The 21,588-nt window shown below is 73.2% G+C and carries 23 protein-coding genes; 15 read left to right on the forward strand and 8 right to left on the reverse strand.

Features of this window, described 5'->3' with window-relative positions; all coding sequences use genetic code 11:
- Nucleotides 1-13 precede the first annotated feature (13 nt).
- From ACIBCA_RS21950 to ACIBCA_RS21960, 3 genes are read left to right on the forward strand one after another with little or no spacing between them, the layout of a single operon-like run.
- Nucleotides 14-451, forward strand: coding sequence for a GntR family transcriptional regulator (locus tag ACIBCA_RS21950; protein ID WP_396284623.1), 438 nt, complete (start codon nucleotides 14-16; stop codon nucleotides 449-451).
- Nucleotides 451-1,374 (forward strand): ATP-binding cassette domain-containing protein, encoded by a 924-nt coding sequence (locus ACIBCA_RS21955; RefSeq protein ID WP_396284624.1) that lies wholly within the window; start codon nucleotides 451-453, stop codon nucleotides 1,372-1,374. The genes ACIBCA_RS21950 and ACIBCA_RS21955 overlap by 1 nt, the downstream gene beginning before the upstream one ends.
- Entirely contained in the window at nucleotides 1,371-2,336 is a 966-nt protein-coding gene (locus ACIBCA_RS21960; RefSeq protein WP_396284625.1) for an ABC transporter permease subunit, read from the forward strand. The genes ACIBCA_RS21955 and ACIBCA_RS21960 overlap by 4 nt, the downstream gene beginning before the upstream one ends.
- A 63-nt stretch (nucleotides 2,337-2,399) precedes the next feature.
- Here ACIBCA_RS21960 and ACIBCA_RS21965 read toward each other — a convergent pair whose 3' ends face one another.
- Complete coding sequence (locus ACIBCA_RS21965; RefSeq protein WP_396284626.1) at nucleotides 2,400-3,269, reverse strand: 3-hydroxybutyryl-CoA dehydrogenase; 870 nt, start codon at nucleotides 3,267-3,269, stop codon at nucleotides 2,400-2,402.
- 315 nt (nucleotides 3,270-3,584) lie between these two features.
- Between ACIBCA_RS21965 and ACIBCA_RS21970 the strand changes: the two genes are divergently transcribed.
- Nucleotides 3,585-4,403 carry an SDR family NAD(P)-dependent oxidoreductase gene (locus tag ACIBCA_RS21970; RefSeq protein ID WP_396284627.1) on the forward strand — a complete coding sequence of 273 codons (819 nt, stop codon included), beginning with the start codon at nucleotides 3,585-3,587 and terminating at the stop codon, nucleotides 4,401-4,403.
- A gap of 35 nt (nucleotides 4,404-4,438) precedes the next feature.
- Here ACIBCA_RS21970 and ACIBCA_RS21975 read toward each other — a convergent pair whose 3' ends face one another.
- Complete coding sequence (locus tag ACIBCA_RS21975) at nucleotides 4,439-5,341, reverse strand: polysaccharide deacetylase family protein (RefSeq protein WP_396284628.1); 903 nt, start codon at nucleotides 5,339-5,341, stop codon at nucleotides 4,439-4,441.
- Between the two features lie 220 nt (nucleotides 5,342-5,561).
- On the opposite strand from ACIBCA_RS21975, the gene ACIBCA_RS21980 reads away from it, so the two are divergent.
- Nucleotides 5,562-6,440 (forward strand): SAM-dependent methyltransferase, encoded by an 879-nt coding sequence (locus ACIBCA_RS21980; protein WP_396284629.1) that lies wholly within the window; start codon nucleotides 5,562-5,564, stop codon nucleotides 6,438-6,440.
- Between the two features lie 54 nt (nucleotides 6,441-6,494).
- On the opposite strand, the gene ACIBCA_RS21985 is transcribed toward ACIBCA_RS21980, so the two are convergent.
- Both ACIBCA_RS21985 and ACIBCA_RS21990 read right to left on the reverse strand, forming a co-directional pair.
- On the reverse strand, nucleotides 6,495-6,869 hold the full coding sequence (locus ACIBCA_RS21985) for an RNA-binding S4 domain-containing protein (RefSeq protein ID WP_396284630.1): 375 nt from the start codon (nucleotides 6,867-6,869) through the stop codon (nucleotides 6,495-6,497).
- Between the two features lie 42 nt (nucleotides 6,870-6,911).
- Entirely contained in the window at nucleotides 6,912-7,313 is a 402-nt protein-coding gene (locus ACIBCA_RS21990; protein WP_396284631.1) for a VOC family protein, read from the reverse strand.
- 83 nt (nucleotides 7,314-7,396) lie between these two features.
- Between ACIBCA_RS21990 and ACIBCA_RS21995 the strand changes: the two genes are divergently transcribed.
- Nucleotides 7,397-8,587 (forward strand): methyltransferase, encoded by a 1,191-nt coding sequence (locus ACIBCA_RS21995; RefSeq protein ID WP_396284632.1) that lies wholly within the window; start codon nucleotides 7,397-7,399, stop codon nucleotides 8,585-8,587.
- Here ACIBCA_RS21995 and ACIBCA_RS22000 read toward each other — a convergent pair.
- From ACIBCA_RS22000 to ACIBCA_RS22015, 4 genes are all read right to left on the reverse strand, one after another.
- The gene (locus ACIBCA_RS22000) at nucleotides 8,577-9,230 is read right to left on the reverse strand and encodes a response regulator (RefSeq protein ID WP_396284633.1); all 654 of its coding nucleotides are present in this window, start codon (nucleotides 9,228-9,230) and stop codon (nucleotides 8,577-8,579) included. The two genes, ACIBCA_RS21995 and ACIBCA_RS22000, sit on opposite strands and share 11 nt — an antisense overlap.
- Nucleotides 9,223-10,476: a sensor histidine kinase gene (locus tag ACIBCA_RS22005; protein WP_396284741.1), complete on the reverse strand. Its 1,254-nt coding sequence runs from the start codon at nucleotides 10,474-10,476 to the stop codon at nucleotides 9,223-9,225. The genes ACIBCA_RS22000 and ACIBCA_RS22005 overlap by 8 nt, the downstream gene beginning before the upstream one ends.
- 80 nt (nucleotides 10,477-10,556) lie before the next feature.
- Nucleotides 10,557-11,297: an ABC transporter permease gene (locus ACIBCA_RS22010; protein ID WP_396284634.1), complete on the reverse strand. Its 741-nt coding sequence runs from the start codon at nucleotides 11,295-11,297 to the stop codon at nucleotides 10,557-10,559.
- 1 nt (nucleotide 11,298) lies between these two features.
- Nucleotides 11,299-12,213 (reverse strand): ABC transporter ATP-binding protein, encoded by a 915-nt coding sequence (locus tag ACIBCA_RS22015; protein ID WP_396284635.1) that lies wholly within the window; start codon nucleotides 12,211-12,213, stop codon nucleotides 11,299-11,301.
- A gap of 215 nt (nucleotides 12,214-12,428) precedes the next feature.
- Here ACIBCA_RS22015 and argC point away from each other — a divergent pair, with 215 nt between their 5' ends.
- The 9 genes from argC to ACIBCA_RS22060 all read left to right on the forward strand — a co-directional run bounded on the left by argC (nucleotide 12,429) and on the right by ACIBCA_RS22060 (nucleotide 21,586).
- A complete protein-coding gene (argC, locus tag ACIBCA_RS22020) occupies nucleotides 12,429-13,457 on the forward strand; it encodes an N-acetyl-gamma-glutamyl-phosphate reductase (RefSeq protein ID WP_396284636.1) in 1,029 nt (342 codons plus the stop codon).
- Nucleotides 13,454-14,626, forward strand: coding sequence for a bifunctional glutamate N-acetyltransferase/amino-acid acetyltransferase ArgJ (gene argJ, locus ACIBCA_RS22025; protein ID WP_396284637.1), 1,173 nt, complete (start codon nucleotides 13,454-13,456; stop codon nucleotides 14,624-14,626). Before argC ends, argJ begins: the two co-directional genes overlap by 4 nt.
- A gap of 89 nt (nucleotides 14,627-14,715) precedes the next feature.
- Nucleotides 14,716-15,591: an acetylglutamate kinase gene (gene argB / locus ACIBCA_RS22030; protein WP_396284742.1), complete on the forward strand. Its 876-nt coding sequence runs from the start codon at nucleotides 14,716-14,718 to the stop codon at nucleotides 15,589-15,591.
- Nucleotides 15,588-16,793 carry an acetylornithine transaminase gene (locus ACIBCA_RS22035; RefSeq protein ID WP_396284638.1) on the forward strand — a complete coding sequence of 402 codons (1,206 nt, stop codon included), beginning with the start codon at nucleotides 15,588-15,590 and terminating at the stop codon, nucleotides 16,791-16,793. Before argB ends, ACIBCA_RS22035 begins: the two co-directional genes overlap by 4 nt.
- 23 nt (nucleotides 16,794-16,816) lie before the next feature.
- Nucleotides 16,817-17,365, forward strand: a complete 549-nt coding sequence (locus tag ACIBCA_RS22040; RefSeq protein WP_396284639.1) for an arginine repressor — start codon at nucleotides 16,817-16,819, stop codon at nucleotides 17,363-17,365.
- A 127-nt stretch (nucleotides 17,366-17,492) separates the two neighbouring features.
- The gene (gene argH / locus ACIBCA_RS22045) at nucleotides 17,493-18,917 is read left to right on the forward strand and encodes an argininosuccinate lyase (RefSeq protein ID WP_396284640.1); all 1,425 of its coding nucleotides are present in this window, start codon (nucleotides 17,493-17,495) and stop codon (nucleotides 18,915-18,917) included.
- A gap of 63 nt (nucleotides 18,918-18,980) precedes the next feature.
- Nucleotides 18,981-19,298 (forward strand): hypothetical protein, encoded by a 318-nt coding sequence (locus tag ACIBCA_RS22050; RefSeq protein WP_396284641.1) that lies wholly within the window; start codon nucleotides 18,981-18,983, stop codon nucleotides 19,296-19,298.
- Between the two features lie 158 nt (nucleotides 19,299-19,456).
- Nucleotides 19,457-19,960: a GNAT family N-acetyltransferase gene (locus tag ACIBCA_RS22055; RefSeq protein WP_396284642.1), complete on the forward strand. Its 504-nt coding sequence runs from the start codon at nucleotides 19,457-19,459 to the stop codon at nucleotides 19,958-19,960.
- Between the two features lie 585 nt (nucleotides 19,961-20,545).
- Nucleotides 20,546-21,586, forward strand: a complete 1,041-nt coding sequence (locus ACIBCA_RS22060; RefSeq protein WP_396284643.1) for a methionine ABC transporter ATP-binding protein — start codon at nucleotides 20,546-20,548, stop codon at nucleotides 21,584-21,586.
- Nucleotides 21,587-21,588 lie beyond the last annotated feature (2 nt).

Consider the following 21,588-nt stretch of genomic DNA (forward strand, 5'->3'; position numbering starts at 1 on the left):
TATATCTTTCACTATGGAAGTAGATAAAGCCTCTGACCAGCCCTCTCCCATCGAGTTCCGCCTGGACCCGGCCTCCGGCGTCCCGACCTACCTGCAGCTCGTGCAGCAGGTCGAACAGGCGCTGCGGATGGGCTGGTTGAAGGAGGGGGACCGGTTGCCCCGGGTGCGCGAGGCGGTCGCCGCGCTGGCGATCAACCCCAACACCGTGCTCAAGGCGTACCGCGAACTGGAACACCGGGGCCTGGCCGCCGGCCGCCGCGGCCAGGGCACCTTCGTGCGCGGGCTGCCCGCCGGAGTGGTGCCGCTGCGCGAACGGGCCGAGCTGCGGCGGGGACTGCTGGACTGGATGCGCTCGGCGCGGGCCGCCGGGCTGGACGAAGGGGGGATGGTCGCCGTGTTCGAGGACGCGCTGCGCGACCTGCGCGAGGGACGCGACGGGGTGGTGGCCTGATGGCGGGGGACACGGTGATCGACTGCGGCGGGATCGGCAAGCGCTACCGCCGCTCCTGGGCGCTGAAGGACTGCCACCTGGCCGTGCCCGCCGGGCACGTGGTGGGCCTGGTCGGACCCAACGGCGCCGGAAAGACCACCCTGCTCGGCCTGGCCGCCGGCCTCACCCTGCCGAGCGAGGGGGCGATGACCGTCCTCGGCGACCAACTCCCCGGATCTCCGCAGGCGTTGGACCGCATCGGATTCGTCGCCCAGAACGCCTCTCTCTATCCCGGCCTGCGCGTGCGGGACCTGCTCGCCCTGGGCCGCCACCTCAACCGCCGCTGGGACGCCGCCCGGGCGTTCGACCACCTGGACGGCCTCGGCATCCCGATGGACCGCAGGTACGGCCGCCTCTCCGGCGGCCAGCAGGCGCAGGTCTCGCTCGCCCTGGCCCTCGCCAAGCGCCCCGAACTCCTGCTGCTGGACGAGCCGTTGGCGGCGCTCGACCCGCTCGCCCGGCACGACTTCATGTCCGTGCTGCTCACCGCCGTGGCCGAGGACGGCCTCTCGGTGGTGTTCTCCTCGCACGCCGTCAGCGAGCTGGAGCAGAGCTGCGACTACCTGGTGGTCCTCGGCGGCGGCCGGGTGCAGGTCGCCGGGGAGGTCGACGACCTGCTCGGCGGACACCGGATGCTCACCGGCCCCACCGCCGAGGCCGACGCCCTCGCCGAGAAGCTTCCCGTCGTGCGCGACCGCCGCGCCGCCGGGCAGTCCCACCTCCTGGTCCGCACCGGCGGCGTGGACGCCCCCGTCTCCGGCGACTGGCGCCAACAGCGCGTCGGCCTGGAGGAGTTGGTGCTGGCCTACCTGCGCGAGCCCACTGCCTCCGCCCTGCCCGGCCCGCGCGGGGCGGTCCGTACGAACCAGAAGGTCCTGTCGTGAGCTCGATCACCCTCGCCCCGCCCCGCTCCGCCATCCTGCGGGCCGCCGGGCTGCGCCACCGCCCCGCGCTGCGGACCCTGCTGTGCGTCGCCGCCGGGCTGGTGCTGCTGCTGGCCGTCAGCGGGTACCTCCTGCACGCCGACTTCACCGCCTCCGGGGCGGGCGGCTGCGACGAGGCCCAGCGGGCCTGCAACGAGCGCTGGAAGGGCTTCCTGCGCCAGGACGGCACCGTGCTGATGGTCGGCGGCAACATCGTCTTCTTCCTGGGCGGCGCGCTCGGGGCCTTCGTCGGCGGGCCGCTGCTGGCCCGGGAGTTCGAGCACGGCACGGTGCGCTTCGCCTGGACCCAGGGCGCCGGGCGGACGCGGTGGACGACGGGTGCCCTGACGGTCGTCGGCCTCGCCCTGGCCGTCGCGACGGCGCTGACCGCCCTGGTGTACACCTGGTGGATCGACCCGATGGTCCAGCACTCGGGCGAGTTCGACGCGATGGCGTTCTCGGGCGCCGCGCCCGCCCTGGTGGGCCGGGTGCTGCTGGTGTTCGCGGTGTCCGCGCTGGCCGGAGCGGTGCTTCGGCGCACGGTGGTGGCGGTGGGGATCGGTGTGGCGGCCTCGGTGGTGACCGGCCTGGTGGCCCAGTCCCTGCGCTTCGGCTACATGGCGCCGCTGGAGGACACCATCCACACCCTCACCCAGACCACCGTCGATCACCGGTGGGAGGGAGGCATCTGGTACGCCGACCCGGCGGGAAAGCACCTCAGTGTCGGCCAGTTCTACGACCTGGGGGGCGACTACTACGGCGCCCAGAAGCTGGTGAGCGAGGGCGGCTACTCGCTGCACGAGAGCTACCAGCCGATCGAGCGCTACTGGCCCTTCCAGTGGATCGAGTTCGGCTGGACCACCCTGCTGGCCGTGGCACTCTGCGCGGTGGCCGTCTGGTGGGTCCGCCGCCGGGCGGTCTGAACCGAACGGCGAGGGGCCCGGGGCGATCAGCTCCCGGGCCCCTCGCGCGTGGTGCGCCGTACGTCAGGCGGTCGCGGTGTAGTCGTAGAAGCCGCGGCCGGACTTGCGGCCCAGCAGGCCCGCGTCGACCATGCGGGACAGCAGCGGGGGAGCGGCGTACAGCGGCTCCTTGTACTCGTCGTACATGCTCTCGGCGATGGAGACGATGGTGTCCAGGCCGATCAGGTCGCACAGGCGCAGCGGGCCCATCGGGTGGGCGCAGCCGGCCTCCATGCCCTTGTCGATGTCGGAGGCGGTGGCCACGCCCGACTCGAACATCCGCACCGCGGAGAGCAGGTAGGGCACGAGCAGGGCGTTGACGACGAAGCCGGCGCGGTCGCGGGCGCGGATCGGCTCCTTGGCGAGCACCTGGGTGGCGAACGCCTCGACGCGCTCGGTGGTGGTGGCGGAGGTGGTGAGGGTCGGGATGACCTCGACCAGCTTCTGCACCGGCGCCGGGTTGAAGAAGTGCAGGCCGATGACCTGCTCCGGGCGGGAGGTGGCGGCGGCCAGCTTCACGATCGGGATCGAGGAGGTGTTGGAGGCGAGGATCGCGTCGCGGCGCTCGACGACCTTGTCCAGGGTCTCGAAGATCCGGATCTTGATGTCCTCGCGCTCGGCGACGGCCTCGACGACGAGGTCGCGGTCGGCGAAGTCGGCGAGGTCGGTGGTGAAGGAGAGCCGCGACAGCGCCTCGTCCCGCGCCTCCTGGCTCAGCTTGCCGCGCTTGACCGCGGTGTCCAGGGAGTTGGTCAGCCGGGTGCGGCCGAACTCCAGGGCCTCACCGCTGGCCTCCGACACCAGGACGTCCAGCCCGGCGCGGGCGAACACCTCGGCGATGCCCGACCCCATCAGGCCGCAGCCGATCACTCCGACGCGCGCGATGTCACTCACTCAGTTGCCCTTCGGTGGTGCTGGGGGTCGCCCAGCGTCTGGTGGCCCGGCGAGCCGCCGGTCAGGGGGCCGGTGTGCCGGATGTGGTGCACCGGGCACCGTCCCCCGACGTTACTACTCCCTACCGGCCAGTAGGTCACCCCCTCCCTTTCACCGTGCCACCGTCCCTCGAGTCCCCGGCAGTCCCCCCGCAGCCCCCCGGCAGTCCCCCGAAGGAGTGAGGCGGCGGGCCCGGCGCGTGTGACCGCGCCCGGCGCCGCCCGGCGGCCGTCAGAATGCCGCAGACGGGGGCCGGGGACGGGAAGGGAGCACGGGGTGCCGACGGGATCGCTGCAAGGACAGGTCGCCCTGGTCACCGGCGCGGGCCGGGGCATCGGCCGGGAGATCGCCATCGGCCTGGCCGCCGAGGGCATGGCGGTCGGCCTGGTCGGCCGTACCCACGAGACGCTGACCGACACGCTCAAGGAGTGCGTCAGGCACGGCGCCCGGGGCGTGGCCGTCACCGCCGACGTCTGCCGGATCGGAGCGGTCCGCGAGGCCGTACGGGTCGTCGAGCGGGACCTCGGGCCGGTCGACCTGCTGATCAACAACGCCGGTACGGTCGACCGCGCCGAGGTGCCGATCTGGGAGACCGACGCCAACCAGTGGTGGCAGGTGATGGAGACCAACCTGCGCGGCCCCTACAACCTGCTGCGCTGCGTCCTGCCCGGCATGGTGCAGCGCGGGCGCGGCCGGGTGGTCAACCTCAGCTCCGGATTCGCGCTGCGCCCGGACGGCCACTACACCGCGTACGCCACCTCCAAGGGCGCGCTGCTGCAGCTGTCCGACAACATGGCGGACTCGCTGGCCGGGCACGGCGTGGTCGTGCTCGACATCAGCCCCGGGGCGGTGGCCACCGACATGACCGCCGGGATGCCGATGTTCGAGGGGATGAAGACCTGGGGGTCCGTCCCCTACATGGTCGCCGTCACCGTGGACGCCGCCCGGGGCCGGTTCGACGGCCTGCACGGGCGGTTCATCCACGCCGGGCGGGACGACCTGGAGGAACTGGTCAACCGGGCGGAGGAGATCCGCGCCGTCGACGCCCGGACGCTGCGGCTTCGGCCGTACAAGGACGACGACCCGATGGTCTGACCGGCCCCCGGCCCCCGGCCCCCGGCCCCCGGCCCTCAGGCGCAGAGCTTGCTCGCGGTCACCGGCTGGAGCCCCGCCTTGCCGAGCCCGTCCAGGATCCCCGGCAGCGCGTCGATCGTGCACTGGTGCCCCATGTGCAGGGCCACCACCGAGCCGCCGCGCACCGAGGTGAGCACCCGGCGCTGGAGCTCGGCGGCGCTCGGGTCGGAGTAGTCGCGCGGGTCCACGTCGAAGGACAGCACGTGCTCGTAGCCGACCGCCCTGGCCTGGTCGCGCACCGTCGGGGTGGCGTACTGGGCGGCGGAGGGCCGGAACCAGCGGCCGATCGAGCCGGTCAGGCGCATCAGCCGGTCCGCGCACTGGGCGATCTCGGCGCGGGCCTGGTCGGGGGTCATCGCCGAGATGTTGAGGTGGTTCTGGGTGTGGTTGCCCAGCTCGTGGCCCCCGTCGAGGATGCGCCGGGCCATCTGCGGCTGCTGGTCCAGCCAGCTGCCGACCACCATCACCGTCAGCTGGACGCCGCGCTGCTCGGCGGCGGTCAGCAGGGCGGTGGCGAGCTTCGGGTCGCCGCTGCCGTGGAAGGTGAGCGCCACGAATCTGCTGGTGCGCGGCCCGGACACCACCTCCACCGGGGTGCCGGGCGCCAGCGGCGTCAGCACCGGCGGGGCCGGGGGCGCGGTGGCCGGTGCGGCGGCGGCCGGCGTCTCCTCGGCGGGCTGGGGCGAGGCGGTCGGCGCGGCGGAGGCCGGGCCCTCGGCGCCGTTCCAGGCCGGGTCGGTGGTGTGCGACGGGTCGCCGCTGCCGGGGTGCGCGGCGAGCGCCTCGTGGTCGGCCCGGCGGTGCCCGTCGCTGCCGCAGGCGGCGAGGAGCCCTCCGGTGGCGGTGAGGGCGGCGAGCCGGGCGGCGGTGCGCAGTACGGTGCGGCGGTCGGTGCTCATCGGCAGCCAGCATAGAGACGGTGGGAGGGCGGAGCGATCCGGGCGGGGGGCCGGCGGAATTGCCCGCACCCTTTTTGACGTGCACACACTCCTGTTTTTCGGGCTTGCGTAAACCTGAACTCCCGCTGTTTCCACGAGAAATCCATGGATACGATCGCGGCGCGTCGCGCGTGGAGCGGCGGTGAAGGCGTACGGCGTCGAGCAAGGGGGGCCCAACGGCATGTACGAGGACACGGCGGCCGTCGATCAGGTGACCGACTGGCAGTGGGCGCGCGTCGACGACTGGCAGCCGCCCACCGAGCTCGACACCGGCACCCCGCACACCGCGCGGATGTACGACTACTACCTCGGCGGCAAGGACAACTTCGAGGCCGACCGCCGGGCCGCCCAGGCCGCCATCGCCGCCTACCCCGCCCTTCCGCTGCTGGCCCGCACCAACCGCCAGTTCCTCGGCCGCGCGGTGGAGTTCGCCGCCGGAAGAGGCATCCGCCAGTTCGTCGACATCGGCACCGGCATACCGGCGGTCGGCTCCACCAGCGAGGTCGCCCGGCGCGTCGTCCCGGACGCCCACGTCGTGTACGTCGACAACGACCCGATCGTCGCCACCCACGCCCGCGCCCGGGTCGCCGCCCACCCGGCGGGCCGCACCGCCGTCGTCGAGGCCGACCTGCGCGAGCCGGAGGCCATCCTCGGCCACCCGATGCTGCGCGACGCCGTCGACCTCTCCCGGCCCGTCGCCCTGATGCTCCTCGCCGTCCTGCACTTCATCCGCGACGAGGAGGGCGCGCAGAGCATCGTGCAGACCCTGCGCGACGCCCTCGCGCCCGGCAGCGTGCTGATCCTCTCCCACGGCAGCCCGGACTTCGCCTCCCGCGAGAGCACCGCCGAGGGCGTGCGCATCTACCGGGGCGCCAGCTCCCCCCTCGTCCTGCGCCCCCGCGGCGACGTCGAACCCTTCTTCGGCGACTTCGAGTTCGCCGGCCCCGGCCTCGTCCAGCTCCCCCTCTGGCGCCCCACCCCCGGCCACGTCCGCACCACCGAACTCCCCGAGGGCTGGCAGGACGTCTCCGCCTACGCGGGCGTCGCCTTCAAACCGTAGGCGTGACGACCACCCTGCCCCGCCGCCGCCCGCCCGCTCGGCCCATCCCGTTCTCTAGCGCTGCCGCAGCTGGTCGATCTCGCGGCGTTCGCGCTTGGTGGGCCGACCGGCGCCGCGGTCGCGTTCGGCGATCTTGGGGGCGAACTCGCGCGGCGGGCGTGGCGGGCTGTTGTCGGTCAGGCACTCGGCGGCGACGGCCGCGCCCACGCGCTTGCGGATCAGCTTGCGCACGACCACCACCCGCTCGTAGCCCTCCTCGCGGACCCGCACCTCGTCCCCGGGGCGCAGCGCCTGCGCGGGCTTGGCCCGGTCCCCGTTGACCCGTACGTGCCCGGCGCGGCAGGCCGCCGCCGCCAGGGCGCGGGTCTTGGCGAGCCGGACGGACCAGATCCAGGCGTCCACCCGTACGTTTCCCTCGTCTTCGGCCATCCCAGGAGCCTATGCGACGTTCGCGGAGGGTCCCGGGAATTCTCAGGCCGCCGGGGCCTCCTGCACGGCCCAGCCGTTGCCGTCCGGGTCGTTGAAGAACACGAAGGAGTTCCACGCCTCCCCGCGCCCGTTGACCCGGGCCCCGGCCTCGAAGTGCTGGACGGGGCTGACGGCCACGCCCCGCGCGGTGAGTTCGGCGTGCGCCTTCTCGATGTCGGCCACCACCAGCTGGAGGCCCTTCACCGAGCCGGGCGGGGACTCGATGACGCCGGAGCCGACCACGATGGAGCAGGGCGAGCCCGGCGGGGTCAACTGGACGACCCGGACGCCGTCGCGCAGCCGGGTGTCGTGGTCGACCGTGAACCCGGCCTGTTCCTCGTAGAAGGCTTTCGCGCGCCCGACGTCCGCCACCGGGACCACCACGACTTCGAGCTTCCAGTCCATCGCCCTCACCCCTCTCGCGGCGGGCTCTTCCAGTATCCGCCGGAACCGTTCCCCGTGTGCCCGTCCGATAGCCTGAGAACACGATGAATCCCGACATCACCACCGCTTTCACCACCCCGTGGGGCACCTTCGACCTCACCCGCCACCCCCAGGACCCGCGCGAGCGCCTGCGCGCCTGGGACGCCGCCGACGAGTACCTGCTGCGCCACCTCGCGGGCGAGAGCCCCAGCGCGGAGGACGTGGCCGTCGAGCTGGAGGGCCGCCGGATCGCCGTCCTCGGCGACCGCTGGGGCGCCCTGACCACCGCGCTGGCGCCGTACGGGCCCGTCCAGATCAGCGACTCCCACCTCGGCCGGGAGGCGACCAGGGCCAACCTGGCCCGCCGCGGCGCCGCCGTCGAGGAGCAGCGGCTGCTGACCACCCGCGACACCCCGCCCGAGCGGATCGACGTGCTGCTGGTGCGCGTCCCCAAGAGCCTGGCCCTCCTGGAGGACCAGCTGCACCGCCTCGCCCCGGCGCTCCACCCGGGCACGGTGGTCCTCGGCGCGGGCATGGTCACCGAGATCCACACCTCCACGCTGCAGCTGTTCGAGAGGATCCTCGGCCCGACCCGCACCTCGCTGGCCGTCCGCAAGGCCCGCTTGATCGTCTGCACCCCCGACCCGGCGCTCGCCCCCGGCCCCAGCCCGTGGCCGCACCGCTACGCGCTGCCGCCGGACATCGGCCCGGCCTCCGGCCGTACGGTCGTCAACCACGCGGGCACCTTCTGCGCCGAGAAGCTCGACATCGGCACCCGGTTCCTCCTCGCCCACCTGCCCGCCCCCGCCCCGGGCGCCCGGGTGGTCGACCTCGGCTGCGGCAACGGCGTGGTCGGTACGGCGGCGGCGCTGGCCGGGCCGGGCGCGGAGCTGGTGTTCGTGGACGAGTCGCACCAGGCGGTGGCCTCCGCCGAGGAGACCTTCCGTACGAACCTGGGCCCGGAGGCGAAGGCCGAGTTCCTGGCCGCCGACGCGCTCGACCCGGCCCTGTTCGCCCCCGCCTCGGTGGACCTGGTGCTCAACAACCCGCCGTTCCACAGCCACCAGGCGACCACCGACGCCACCGCCTGGCGGATGTTCACCGGCGCCAAGCGGGCGCTGCGCCAGGGCGGCGAGCTGTGGGTGGTCGGCAACCGGCACCTGGGCTACCACGTCAAGCTGCGCCGCCTCTTCGGCAACTGCCAACTGGTCGCGGGCAACCCGAAGTTCGTCGTCCTGCGCGCCGTCAGGCGGTAGGGCCGCCCAGGATCCCCCGGTCGTACCCGGCCGCCACCGCCGCCGCGCGGTCGTTGACGCCCAACTTGGCGTACAGGTGCGTCAGATGGGTCTTGACCGTCGCCTCGCTGATGAACAGCGCCCGGGCGATCTCCCGGTTCGCCGTGCCCCGGGCGACGAGCGCCAGCACCTCGCGCTCGCGGGCGCTGAGCGGGCTCTGGGCGGGAGTCGCCGGGGTGCGCACCCGGGAGACCAGCCGGGAGGCGACCGCGGGGGAGAGGACGGTACGGCCCTCGGCGGCGGCGCGCACCGCCGTGAACAGCTCCTCGCGGGGTGCGTCCTTGAGCAGGTACCCGGTGGCGCCGGCCTCGATCGCCGGGAGGGTGTCGGAGTCGGTGTCGTAGGTGGTGAGCACGAGCACCTTGCTGCGGGCGCCGCGCCGGGTGAGCTCGGCGATGGCCTCGACCCCGCCGCCGCCGGGCATCCGCAGGTCCATCAGCACGACGTCGGGGTCGAGCCGTTCGGCGAGTGCCACGGCCTCGACGCCGTCGGACGCCTCGCCCAGGACGCGGAAGTCGGGGGCGGAGTCGAACATGCCGCGCAGCCCGTCGCGGACCACGGGGTGGTCGTCGACGAGGATGAGAGTGATCGTCAGGTCAGTCATGGCGCACCAACGGTACGCGGGCGGAGATCGCGGTGCCCCCACCGGGCTCCGACTCCAGGTCGACCGTCCCGGCGAGGCGTTCGGCGCGGGCGCGCATCCCGCCGAGCCCGAAACCGCCGGACTCGCTGCGCGGGGGCAGGTGGAGCGGGTCGAAGCCGCAGCCGTCGTCGCGCACGTCGAGGGTCACCTCGCCGTCCATGTAGGAGAGGGTGACGCCGACCCGCTCGGCCTTGGAGTGCCGGGCGGCGTTGGACAGCGCCTCCTGGGCGATCCGCAGCAGCGTGGCCTCGATCTCGTCGTGCAGCGGTTCGGCGGTGCCGGTGACGGTGAACTCGGCCCGCACCCCGGCCCGTTCGGACCACTCGGCCACCGTCTTGCGCAGCGCCTCGCCCAGCGCGTCGTGTTCGAGCGCTCCGGGCCCGAGGCCGTGCACCGAGCGGCGGGCCTCGCCCAGGCTCTGCCGGGCCAGGGCCTGGGCCCGCTCGAGGTGGCGGTGGGCGACGTCCCCGTCCTCGGCCGCGGAGACGGCCTGGAGCTGGGTGATGATCCCGGCGAGGCCCTGGGCGATGGTGTCGTGGATCTCGGCGGCGAGGCGGCGTCGCTCCTCGTCCACGCCCGCCTCCCGTGCCTGGAGCAGCAGTTGGGCCTGGAGGCCGGCGTTCTCGGCGAGGGCCTGTTCGAGCCGGGCGTTGGTGCGCTCCAGCTCGGCCATGGTGGCGGCCTTGGCCCGGGCCTCCGCGGCCTCCCGCTCGCCGAGGTTGCCGAAGATGGTGGACAGCGCCGCGTGGACGGCGAAGATCGCGCCGAAGAGCAGCCAGCCGCCCATCGAGCGCGGCGGCAGCCCGCCGGACTGCGCACCCGCCAGGGTGACGGCGGTGGCGAGCAGCCCGGCCTTGGCCAGGCGCGGGGGCAGCAGCCGGACGGCGTCGAAGTAGCCCATCACCGCGAAGATCGAGAACAGCGGGTTCAGCCAGCTCAGGGCGAAGGCGAGCACCGTGCGCAGCACGTAGTAGACCCGCGCCGCCGGCGCGTGCTCCGGCAGCCGGGGCCGCAGCCGTCCCCACCACAGCTGCAGACCGAGCGCGAGGAGGAGCAGGGCTCCGGCGGCGATCATGCCGTCGCGCGTCATCAGGACGGGGGCGGTGGCGGCGCTGATGGAGCCGGCGAGGGCGAGGAGACCGTACGGGCCCCAGCGGAAGAACTTCCCCCAGCGCTCCTCCGCGCTGGACACCCGTCCGGCCTGCATCCCCGTCCCCCATTCGGTTCCCGCCACGATTCCCGCCGTGATTCCCGCCGTGATTCCCGCCACGGTCCACGCCACCGCCGTCACTCCCAGCGGAACCAGCGCACGGCCACGCCGACCAGCACGACCGCCCACAGCCCGGTGACCCCGAGGTGCGACCAGTCCGGCCAGTGCCCGACGCTCGCCTGGTCCAGCGCCTGGGAGGCGGCCCCGATCGGCGTCAGTCCGACGATCTGCCGCAGCACGCTCGGCATGACCGGTACCGGAGCATAGACCCCGGCGGTGAACATCAGCGGGAAGAAGACGATGGTGCCAACGGCCTGGGCGATCTTCGCGGTGCGCGACAGCGCCGAGATGGTGGCGCCGAGCGCGAGCCCGGCGAACACGGTGACCACGAGCGCCAGCACGTACCCGGCGGCCTGCTCGGGCAGGGCGACGTCGAAGGCGATCCGCCCGACGGCCAGCGCCAGCAGCACGGAGACCAGGACCGCCGCCGAGTGCAGCACGATCTGGACGGTGAGCAGGTGCCTGGGGCTGGCCGGTGTGGTGGACATCCGGCGCAGGATGCCGCGTTCGCGGTACCCGGTGAGGACCCCGGGCATGGTCTGCGCCCCGGCCATGATCACGGACAGCAGGACGACCACGGGCACGTACAGGTCGACGATGCGCCGCCCGCCGAGTTCGGCGTGGGCGACCCGGAAGGCGGGGATCGACCCGAGGATGACGAGCAGCACGGTCGGGAACGCGATCAGCCAGAAGATCACGGCGGGCTCGCGGCGGAAGAGCCGGGCCTCCGTCCTGAGGACGGTGGTGGTGGCGGACATGTCAGGCCTCCTGGTGGTCGGTGAGGTCGAGGAAGGCGTCGTCCAGCGTGGCGTCGACGACGCGCAGCCGGCCGGCGGTGATGCGGTGGCGGGCGAGCAGGGAGAGCACCGCTCCGACGGTCTCGTCGGTGCCGGTGATCACGATCCGCCGGTCCGGCTCGTGGCCGGCCTCGACGGCGGCGATGCCCGGCAGCAGGGCGAGTTCGCGCTCGTCCAGCGGCTGGGAGGGGGTGAAGGACATGACGGTGGAGCTGGAGGCCCGGCCGATGAGGCCCTGCGGGGTGTCGAGGGCGGCGACGCGGCCCTTGTCGATGACGGCGATCCGGTCGCAGAGGCGCTGCGCCTCCTCCATGAAGTGGGTGACGAGCAGGACCGTCACCCCGGAGTCGCGGACCTCCTCGATCAGCTGCCAGGTGTCCCGGCGGGCGCGCGGGTCGAGCCCGGTGGTGAGCTCGTCGAGGACGACGACCTTGGGGTTGCCGATCAGGGCGAGCGCGATGAACAGCCGCTGCTTCTGCCCGCCGCTGAGCTTGCCGAAGCGCACGTCGAGGCGGTCGGTGAGGCCGAGGCGCTGCGCGAGGTGGCGCCAGTCGGCGGGCCGGCGGTAGAAGGCGCCGTACAGTTCCAGCGCCTCGCGGACGGTCAGCTTGGCCTGGAGCTCGCTCTCCTGGAGCTGGGCGCCGAGGACGCGGGTGACGCGCTCGCGGTCGGCGACCGGGTCGAGCCCGAGGACCCGGACGCGGCCGGCGTCGGGGGAGCGCAGGCCCTCGACGCATTCGACGGTGGTGGTCTTGCCGGCGCCGTTGGGGCCGAGGATGCCGAAGATCTCGCCCTCCTCCACCGCGAACTCGACGCCGTCGAGGACGGTGCGTCCCCCGTAGACCTTCTTCAGGCCGCTCACTTCGATGACTGACATGCCTCGATCCTGTCGGTGGGGCCCTGTTCCGGGCATCGCCCATCGCGCTCGAAGCGGCATCAACCGATCGGCTGATGGCGGGGTACGACCCGGGGTACCGGTGTGCCGAGGGAGCCTTGCATGAATTTTCCGTCGCGCGTATATTCATGCCATCACCCGGCCAAGGGCCACCGGACCCGGAGCCACCGAACCGAGAGCGACCAAGGAGGAACGCCATGGCTGTGCGAGTCGCCGTCGCCGGCGCGAGCGGATACGCGGGCGGCGAGGTGCTGCGCCTGCTGCTCGGCCACCCGGAGGTGGAGATCGGGGCGCTGACCGGCGGCTCCAACGCGGGCACCCGCCTGGGCGCCCTCCAGCCGCACCTGTGGCCGCTCGCCGACCGCGTGCTCGAGCCCACCACCCCCGAGGTGCTGGCCGACCACGACGTGGTGTTCCTGGCGCTGCCGCACGGGCAGTCCGCCGCCGTCGCCCAGGCCCTGGGCCCGAACGTCCTGGTCGTCGACTGCGGCGCCGACTTCCGGCTCAAGGCCGCCGCCGACTGGGAGCAGTTCTACGGCTCCGCCCACGCCGGCACCTGGCCCTACGGCCTGCCCGAACTCCCCGGCCACCGCGCCGCGTTGAAGGGCGGCAACCGCATCGCCGTCCCCGGCTGCTACCCGACCGCCGTCTCCCTCGCGCTGTTCCCCGCCTACGCGGCGGGCCTGGCCGAGCCGGAGGCCGTCGTGGTCGCCGCCTCCGGCACCTCCGGCGCGGGCAAGGCCGCCAAGACCCACCTGCTGGGCAGCGAGGTCATGGGCAACGTCAGCCCGTACGGCGTCGGCGGCGTGCACCGGCACACCCCCGAGATGGCGCAGAACCTCACCCCGCTCGCGGGCGAGCCCGTCACCGTCTCCTTCACCCCCACGCTCGTCCCGATGCCGCGCGGCATCCTCGCCACCTGCTCCGCCAAGGCGAAGCCCGGCGTGAGCGCGCAGAGCCTGCGCGCCGCCTACACCGAGGCGTTCGCGGGCGAGCCCTTCGTCCACCTGCTGCCCGAGGGGCAGTGGCCGCAGACCAGCAGCGTCTACGGCGCCAACACCGCGCTGGTCCAGGTCGCCCTGGACGCCACCGCCGGGCGGATCATCGCGATCAGCGCGATCGACAACCTGGTCAAGGGCACCGCCGGCGGCGCGGTGCAGAGCATGAACATCGCCCTCGGCCTTCCCGAGGAGCTCGGCCTCCCGATGAACGGAGTCGCACCGTGACCACCACCCCCAACGTCGGCGTCACCGCCGCCAAGGGCTTCCGCGCCGCCGGGGTCACCGCCGGCCTCAAGGCGTCCGGCGCCCCGGACCTCGCGCTGGTGGTCAACGACGGCCCCGCGTACGCCGCCGCCGGCGTCTTCACCTCCAACCGCGTCAAGGCCGCGCCCGTCCTCTGGTCCGAGCAGGTGCTCAAGGGCGGCCAGGTCACCGCCGTCGTCCTCAACTCCGGTGGCGCCAACGCCTGTACGGGCCCGCTCGGCTTCCAGGACACCCACGCCACCGCCGAGAAGGCGGCCGAGGATCTGGGCCTGAGCGCCGGCGAGGTCGCCGTCGCCTCCACCGGCCTGATCGGCGTGCGCCTGCCGATGGACCTGCTGCTTCCCGGCGTCACCGCCGCGGCCGGCGCGCTCAGCGCCACCGGCGGCGAGGCCGCCGCCGTCGCCATCAAGACCACCGACACCGTCCACAAGACGGCCCAGGTCACCAGCCCGGCCGGCTGGACGGTCGGCGGCATGGCCAAGGGCGCGGGCATGCTCGCCCCCAGCCTGGCCACCATGCTCGTCGTCCTCACCACCGACGCCGCCGTCGACACCCCCGGCCTGGACGCCGCCCTGCGCGGCGCCACCCGCACCACCTTCGACCGGATCGACTCCGACGGCTGCATGTCGACCAACGACACCGTGCTGCTGCTCGCCTCCGGCGCCTCCGGCATCACCCCGGACGAGGCCGAGTTCGCCGAGGCCGTCCGCACGGTCAGCGCCGACCTCGCCCGCCAGCTCATCGGCGACGCCGAGGGCGCGAGCAAGGACATTCGCATCGACGTCACCGGCGCCGCCACGGAGGGCGAGGCCGTCGAGGTCGCCCGGACGATCAGCCGCAACAACCTGCTCAAGTGCGCCGTCCACGGCGAGGACCCCAACTGGGGCCGGGTGCTGGCCGCCATCGGCACCACCACCGCCGCCTTCGAGCCGGACGAGCTGGACGTCGCCATCAACGGCGTCTGGGTCTGCAAGTCCGGCGGCGTGGGCGAGGACCGCGATCTCGTGGACATGAAGGGCCGCGAGGTGGTCATCACGGCTAACCTCAACGCCGGTACGGCCAGTGCCTCGCTGTGGACCAACGACCTCACGGCCGACTACGTCCACGAGAACAGCGCCTACTCCACCTGATCCGCGACATCTTTCCTCCGAGGGAAATCCCCGTGCAGATCGCACCCAAGGGCGAACAGGCCCGCAACAACACCGCGTTGCCCAAGGCCATGACGCTCATCGAGGCTCTGCCGTGGCTGGAGCGCTTCCACGGCAAGACCATCGTCATCAAGTTCGGCGGCAACGCCATGGTCGACGAGAGCCTCAAGGCCGCCTTCGCCCAGGACGTCGTCTTCCTGCGTTACGCGGGCCTGCACCCCGTCGTGGTGCACGGCGGCGGCCCGCAGATCAGCGCCCAGCTGGACAGGCTCGGCCTGGAGTCCAACTTCACCAACGGCCTGCGCGTCACCACCCCCGAGACCATGGACGTGGTCCGGATGGTGCTCGCCGGCCAGGTGCAGCGCGAACTCGTCGGCCTGCTCAACGAGCACGGCCCCTTCGCCGTCGGCATGACCGGCGAGGACGCCCACACCATGACGGCCGTCAAGCGCTACGCGGTCGTGGACGGCGAGCAGGTCGACATCGGCCTGGTCGGCGACATCGTCAACATCGAGGCCGGCGCGGTGAAGGCGCTGATCGCCGACGGCCGCATCCCGGTCATCTCCTCGATCGCGCGCGGCGCCGACGGCCACGTCTACAACATCAACGCCGACACCGCCGCCTCCGCCCTGGCCGTCGCGCTGGGCGCCGAGATGCTCGTGATCCTCACCGACGTCGAGGGCCTCTACAAGGACTGGCCCGACTCCGACGACGTCATCAGCCAGCTCGGCGCGAGCGAGCTGGAGCGGCTGCTGCCGGGCCTGGCCACCGGCATGCTGCCCAAGATGGAGGGCTGCCTGCGCGCCGTCCGCTCCGGCGTCGGCACCGCCCGCGTCCTGGACGGCCGGGTGCAGCACAGCCTGCTGCTGGAGATCTTCACCGACGAGGGCATCGGCACGATGGTCGTGCCCGACGACGAGACCACCGTGACCGGGGGACTGGCATGACCGCGAACGACCGGCTCAAGGACCGCTGGCAGCACAGCTTCACCGACAACTACGGCACCCCCCGCCTCCCGCTGGTGCGCGGCGAGGGCAGCACGCTGTGGGACGCGGACGGCAAGGCGTACACCGACCTGCTGGGCGGCATCGCCGTCAACGCCCTCGGCACCGCCCACCCGGCCGTCGTCGAGGCCGTCACGAAGCAGATCGCCACCCTCGGCCACGTCTCCAACCTCTTCATGGCCGAGCCGACCATCACCCTCGCCGAGCGGCTGCTGAAGCTGGACGGCCGCGAGGGCGGCCGGGTCTTCTTCTGCAACTCCGGCGCCGAGGCCAACGAGGCCGCCTTCAAGCTCAGCCGCCTCACCGGCCGCACCCACCTGGTCGCCCTCGAGGGCGGCTTCCACGGCCGGACGATGGGCGCCCTCGCCCTCACCGGCCAGCCCGCCAAGCAGGCCCCCTTCCGACCGCTGCCCGGCGACGTCACCCACGTCCCCTTCGGCGACGTCGAGGCCCTGCGCGCGGCCGTCACCACCGAGACCGCCGCCGTCGTCCTCGAACCCATCCAGGGCGAGAACGGCGCCATCCCCCTGCCGGACGGCTACCTCAAGGCCGCCCGCGAGATCACCCGCGCCACCGGCACCCTGCTCGTCCTGGACGAGATCCAGACCGGCGTCGGCCGCACCGGCCACTGGTTCGCCCACCAGGCGGAGGAGGGCGTCGAGCCGGACGTCGTCACCCTCGCCAAGGCCCTCGGCGGGGGCCTGCCGATGGGAGCCGTCCTCGCCTTCGGCCCCGCGGCCGACCTGCTCAGCCCCGGCCAGCACGGCACCACCTTCGGCGGCAACCCGGTGGCGGCCGCGGCCGGCCTCGCGGTGCTGGACACCATCGAGTCCGAGGGCCTGCTGGAACACGTCCGCAAGACCGGCGAGCGGCTGCGCCAGGGCGTCGAGGCGCTCGGCGACCCGCTGGTCTCCCACGTGCGCGGCGCGGGCCTGCTGCTCGGCATCGTCCTCACCGAGCCGGTCTCGGCCCGGGTGCAGGCCGTGGCGCAGGAGGCGGGCTTCCTCGTCAACGCCGCCGTCCCCGACGCCGTGCGCCTCGCCCCGCCGCTGGTGCTGACCGAGCAGGAGGCGGACGCCTTCCTCGCCGCCCTGCCCGGCATCCTCCGGACGGTGCGCGAGAGCGCCCCGGCCGTGGCGAGCTGACCGTCGTCCGGGAGAATCATCACATGACCGCTTCCCTCTCCGGCTCCTCCGCCGCCGGTCCGACGCCGCAGGTCCCCCAGACCCGCACGGCGCGCCACCGGCGGATCGTGGACCTGCTCACCCGCCAGCCCGTGCGCTCGCAGAGCCAGCTCGCCAAGCTGCTCGCCGACGACGGACTCGTGGTCACCCAGGCCACCCTCTCCCGGGACCTGGACGAGCTGGGAGCGGTCAAGATCCGCAACCGGGACGGCGCGCTCATCTACGCCGTCCCGGCCGAGGGCGGGGACCGCACCCCCCGCGCGCCCATGGGGGAGTCCGCCAGCGAGGGCCGGATGGCCCGCCTGGCCGGCGAGCTCATGGTCTCCGCGACGGCCTCCGGCAACCTCGTCGTGCTGCGCACCCCGCCCGGGGCCGCGCAGTTCCTCGCCTCGGCGATCGACCAGGCGGAGGTGTTCGAGATCATCGGCACCATCGCCGGCGACGACACCGTGCTGCTGATCAGCCGGGACCCGGCCGGCGGCCAGGCCCTGGCCGACCACCTGATGCAACTGGCCCAGGCCAAGGCGCAGTAGGGCTCTCGGGAACGCCAACCCCGTCCTCTCCGGGCGGGGTTGGCGTTTCATGCGCCATCGTGCATACTTATGCCCATCACCGTAAACCTGTACGTCCTGCACGTCCCCTCGTAAGGAGCTCGACGCGATGACCGCCGACCAGTCCGCCGACGTCCGCCTCTGGGGCGCGCGCTTCGCCGACGGCCCGTCCGAGGCGCTGGCCAAGCTCTCCGCCTCGGTCCACTTCGACTGGCGCCTCGCGCCGTACGACATCGCCGGCTCCAAGGCGCATGCCCGCGTCCTGCACAAGGCCTCGCTGCTCTCCGACGAGGAGCTCGCCGCCATGCTGGCCGGGCTGGACCAGCTGCTCGCCGACGTCCGGGCGGGCACCTTCACCGGCACCGTCGCCGACGAGGACGTGCACACCGCCCTGGAGCGGGGCCTGCTGGAGCGCCTCGGCGCCGACCTCGGCGGCAAGCTGCGGGCCGGGCGCTCGCGCAACGACCAGATCGCCACCCTGTTCCGGATGTACCTGCGCGACCACGCCAAGGTCATCGGCGGCCTGGTCCTCGACCTCCAGCAGGCCCTGGTCGGCCTCGCCGAGGCCCACCCCGACACCGCGATGCCGGGCCGCACCCACCTCCAGCACGCGCAGCCCGTCCTCTTCGCCCACCACGTCCTCGCGCACGTGCAGGCCCTCGGCCGCGACGCCGAGCGGCTGCGCCAGTGGGACGCCCGCACCGCCGTCTCCCCGTACGGCTCCGGCGCGCTGGCCGGCTCCTCGCTGGGCCTGGACCCGCAGGCCGTCGCCGCCGAACTCGGCTTCGAGGGCGGCTCGGTGGGCAACTCCATCGACGGCACCGCCTCGCGGGACTTCGTCGCCGAGTTCGCCTTCGTCACCGCGATGATCGGCATCAACCTCTCCCGCATCGCGGAGGAGGTGATCATCTGGAACACCAAGGAGTTCGGCTTCATCACCCTGCACGACGCCTTCTCCACCGGCTCCTCGATCATGCCGCAGAAGAAGAACCCGGACATCGCCGAGCTCGCCCGCGGCAAGTCCGGCCGCCTCATCGGCAACCTGACGGGCCTGCTGGCCACCCTCAAGGCGCTGCCGCTGGCCTACAACCGGGACCTCCAGGAGGACAAGGAGCCGGTCTTCGACTCCTGCGACACCCTCGAGGTCCTGCTGCCCGCGTTCACCGGGATGATGGCCACCCTCACCGTGCACCGGGACCGGCTGGAGGAGCTGGCCCCCGCCGGGTTCTCCCTCGCCACCGACATCGCCGAGTGGCTGGTCAAGCAGGGTGTGCCGTTCCGGGTCGCGCACGAGGTGGCGGGCTCCTGCGTGAAGGTCTGCGAGGCCGAGGGCATCGAGCTGTCCGACCTGACGGACGAGCAGTTCGCCGCGATCTCGGAGCACCTGACCCCCGAGGTGCGCTCGGTGCTCAGCGTGCACGGTGCCATCGCCTCCCGCGACGGGCGCGGCGGCACCGCCCCGTCCGCGGTCGCGGTCCAGCTCGCCGAGGTGAAGGCGGATCTGGCGCGGCAGCGGGAGTGGGCGCGCGGCTGACGCGCGGTCGGGGGAGGGGCGCGGCGGCACTGCCGTCGCGCCCCTCCCGCGTGCGTGCCCCCGGTGCTCCGTAACCGCGCCCGCCCCGGCCCGGTCATGCACGGTGTGTGCACCCCCGATCCGGTCGTCCCCTCCGTCCCCTCCGTGCCCTCCGCCGAGGACGTCTACCTCGCCGAGCACCGCCGCCGCGTCGTCCGCGAGACTGTCGCCGCCCTGCCCGGCCGCTGCCCGCAACTCGTCGCCGCCCTCGCCGAGGACCCGCCGCCGACGTACCGCGAACTCTCCGAGCGCCTCGGCATGCCCAGGGGCTCCATCGGCCCCACCCGCTCTCGCTGCCTCGCCTGCCTGCGCCAACTCCTCCACGCGGAGCGCTATCCGTGACGTTCGCCACGAATGACCCTCCCGAAGGTTGAGCGGAGCTTGCACCCGGGTAGAGCGCTGGCGAACGAAAGCCCTTGACGGTGGCGCGATCACTCGGATACTGAGCGTGAGCGCGCCACCCTCTGCGCGCCGGCACGACGATGGGGAGGCCCCAGCACATGGGCATGAGTGTGATCATCTCGGCGGCCGAGGCCGAGGACGCGGAGCAGATCCTCAAGCTCCAGTACCTCGGCTACCAGCCCGAGGCGGAGCTGTACGGCAACTGGGCCATCGAGCCACTGACCCAGAGCCTGGAGAGCCTGCTCGGCGAACTGTCCCACCAGCACGTCCTGGTCGCCCGCCTGGGCGACGAGGTGGTCGGCACCGTCCGCGGCAGCCTCGGTGAGGACGGCGTCGCCCGGATAGAGCGCCTGGTCGTCCATCCGAGGATGCAGCGCCACGGCCTCGGCGGCCGTCTGCTGGACGCGCTGGAGCAGCGCCTCGCCGAGGACGGCGCGGTGGCGGCGTACCGCCTGTTCACCGGTCACCGCAGCCTCGGCAACCTCCGGCTGTACGCCCGCCAGGGCTACCGTCAGACCGGTGTCGAGCAGGTCAGCAGCAGGCTCAGCTTCGTCCACCTGGAGAAGAAGCCCGCCGCCCTCCCGCTCGCCGCCACGGCCTGACCACCGCCCGCACCTCCTCGGCGCCGCCACCATCCGGACGTTCCGGTGGCGGCGTCGAGTCATGTTTCCGCAGGTGACAGGCATGTGTGTCCGCATTGCGGACAGCTGTCGCGACTGATTGGGCACCAATCGACCCATCTGATTTACTGGCTCACATGACTGCGACGACGAACTGGACCCCCACCGGCACCCTGCCGGCAGGTGAGCGTGCCATGTGTCGTCGAATGTGTCACCGCTGAGGGCCACCGCCCCCGGGCACCCCGTCGAGGGTGCCTCCTCCTCGCGCCCCGAAGCGAGACTCCGGCTCCGTTCCGTCCGTGTGAACGTCGCCGCCTTCCTCCCGGAACCCTTCCTCCTGTCGTGCCCGCCCGCGGCCACCGGTGATCCGCGCCGGTGACTCGTAAGGGCCACGCCGTCGCGCGGCCCGGCCGTCCACCGGCCACGATCAAGGAGTGGCAGGCCCCGGACCCCCATCGGCGCAACGCCGTACGCAGCGCCGTACACAGCGCCGAATCTAAAGCACCGCCGACCGACCCGGTCCGGCGGTCGCCCCACGCCGCCCGCCCCCGACCCACGGAAGCCCCTGTGATCACCACCACGGACCTCACGAAGGTCTACCGCTCCCGAGGCCGCGAGGTCACCGCCCTCGCCGGCGTCGACCTGCACGTCCGCCCGGGCGAGGTCTACGGAGTCGTCGGCACCAGCGGTGCCGGCAAGTCCACCCTCATCCGCTGCGTGAACATGCTGGAGCGCCCGACCTCCGGCACCGTCACCGTGGACGGACTCGAACTCACCGCCCTGTCCGGCGGCGAGAACCGGGCCGGCCGGGAGCTGCGCGAGGCGCGCCGCCGCATCGGCATGGTCTTCCAGCACTTCAACCTGCTCTCCTCGCGGACGGTGCAGCAGAACGTCGAACTCCCGCTGGAGATCATCGGACTGGACCGCACCGAGCGCCGCCGCAAGGCGGGCGAACTGCTGGAGCTGGTCGGCCTGGCCGACAAGGCCCGCAGCTACCCGGGCCAGCTCTCCGGCGGCCAGAAGCAGCGCGTGGGCATCGCCCGCGCCCTCGCGGGGGACCCGAAGGTGCTCCTCTCCGACGAGGCCACCTCGGCGCTCGACCCGGAGACCACCCGCTCCATCCTCAAGCTGCTGCGCGACCTCAACCAGCAGCTCGGCCTGACCGTCCTGCTGATCACCCACGAGATGGACGTCATCAAGTCCGTCTGCGACTCCGCCGCCCTGATGCGCGGCGGCCGGGTCGTCGAGTCCGGCGCGCTGACCGACCTGCTGGCGCAGCCCGGCTCCGAACTGGCCCGCGAGCTGTTCCCGCTCAGTGAGTTCGGCACCGGCCACCCCGGCGCCACCGTGCTGGAGATCACCTTCCAGGGCGACGCCCCGGCCCAGCCGTTCGTCTCCCAGCTCGCCCGCACCTACCAGATCGACATCAACATCCTCGGCGCGGCGGTGGAGACCGTCGCCGGCCGGATGGTCGGCCGGATGCGCGTGGAGCTGCCCGGCAGCCACCAGGACAACGTGGTGCCGATCGGCTACCTGCGCGAGCAGGGCCTGCAGGTGGCCCTCCTCGATTCGAACGGCCTCGGCGCGGCGGACGGAGCGGTGGCATGAGC

Source organism: Kitasatospora sp. NPDC051170 (assembly GCF_044455705.1).
Classification (GTDB): Bacteria; Actinomycetota; Actinomycetes; order Streptomycetales; family Streptomycetaceae; genus Kitasatospora.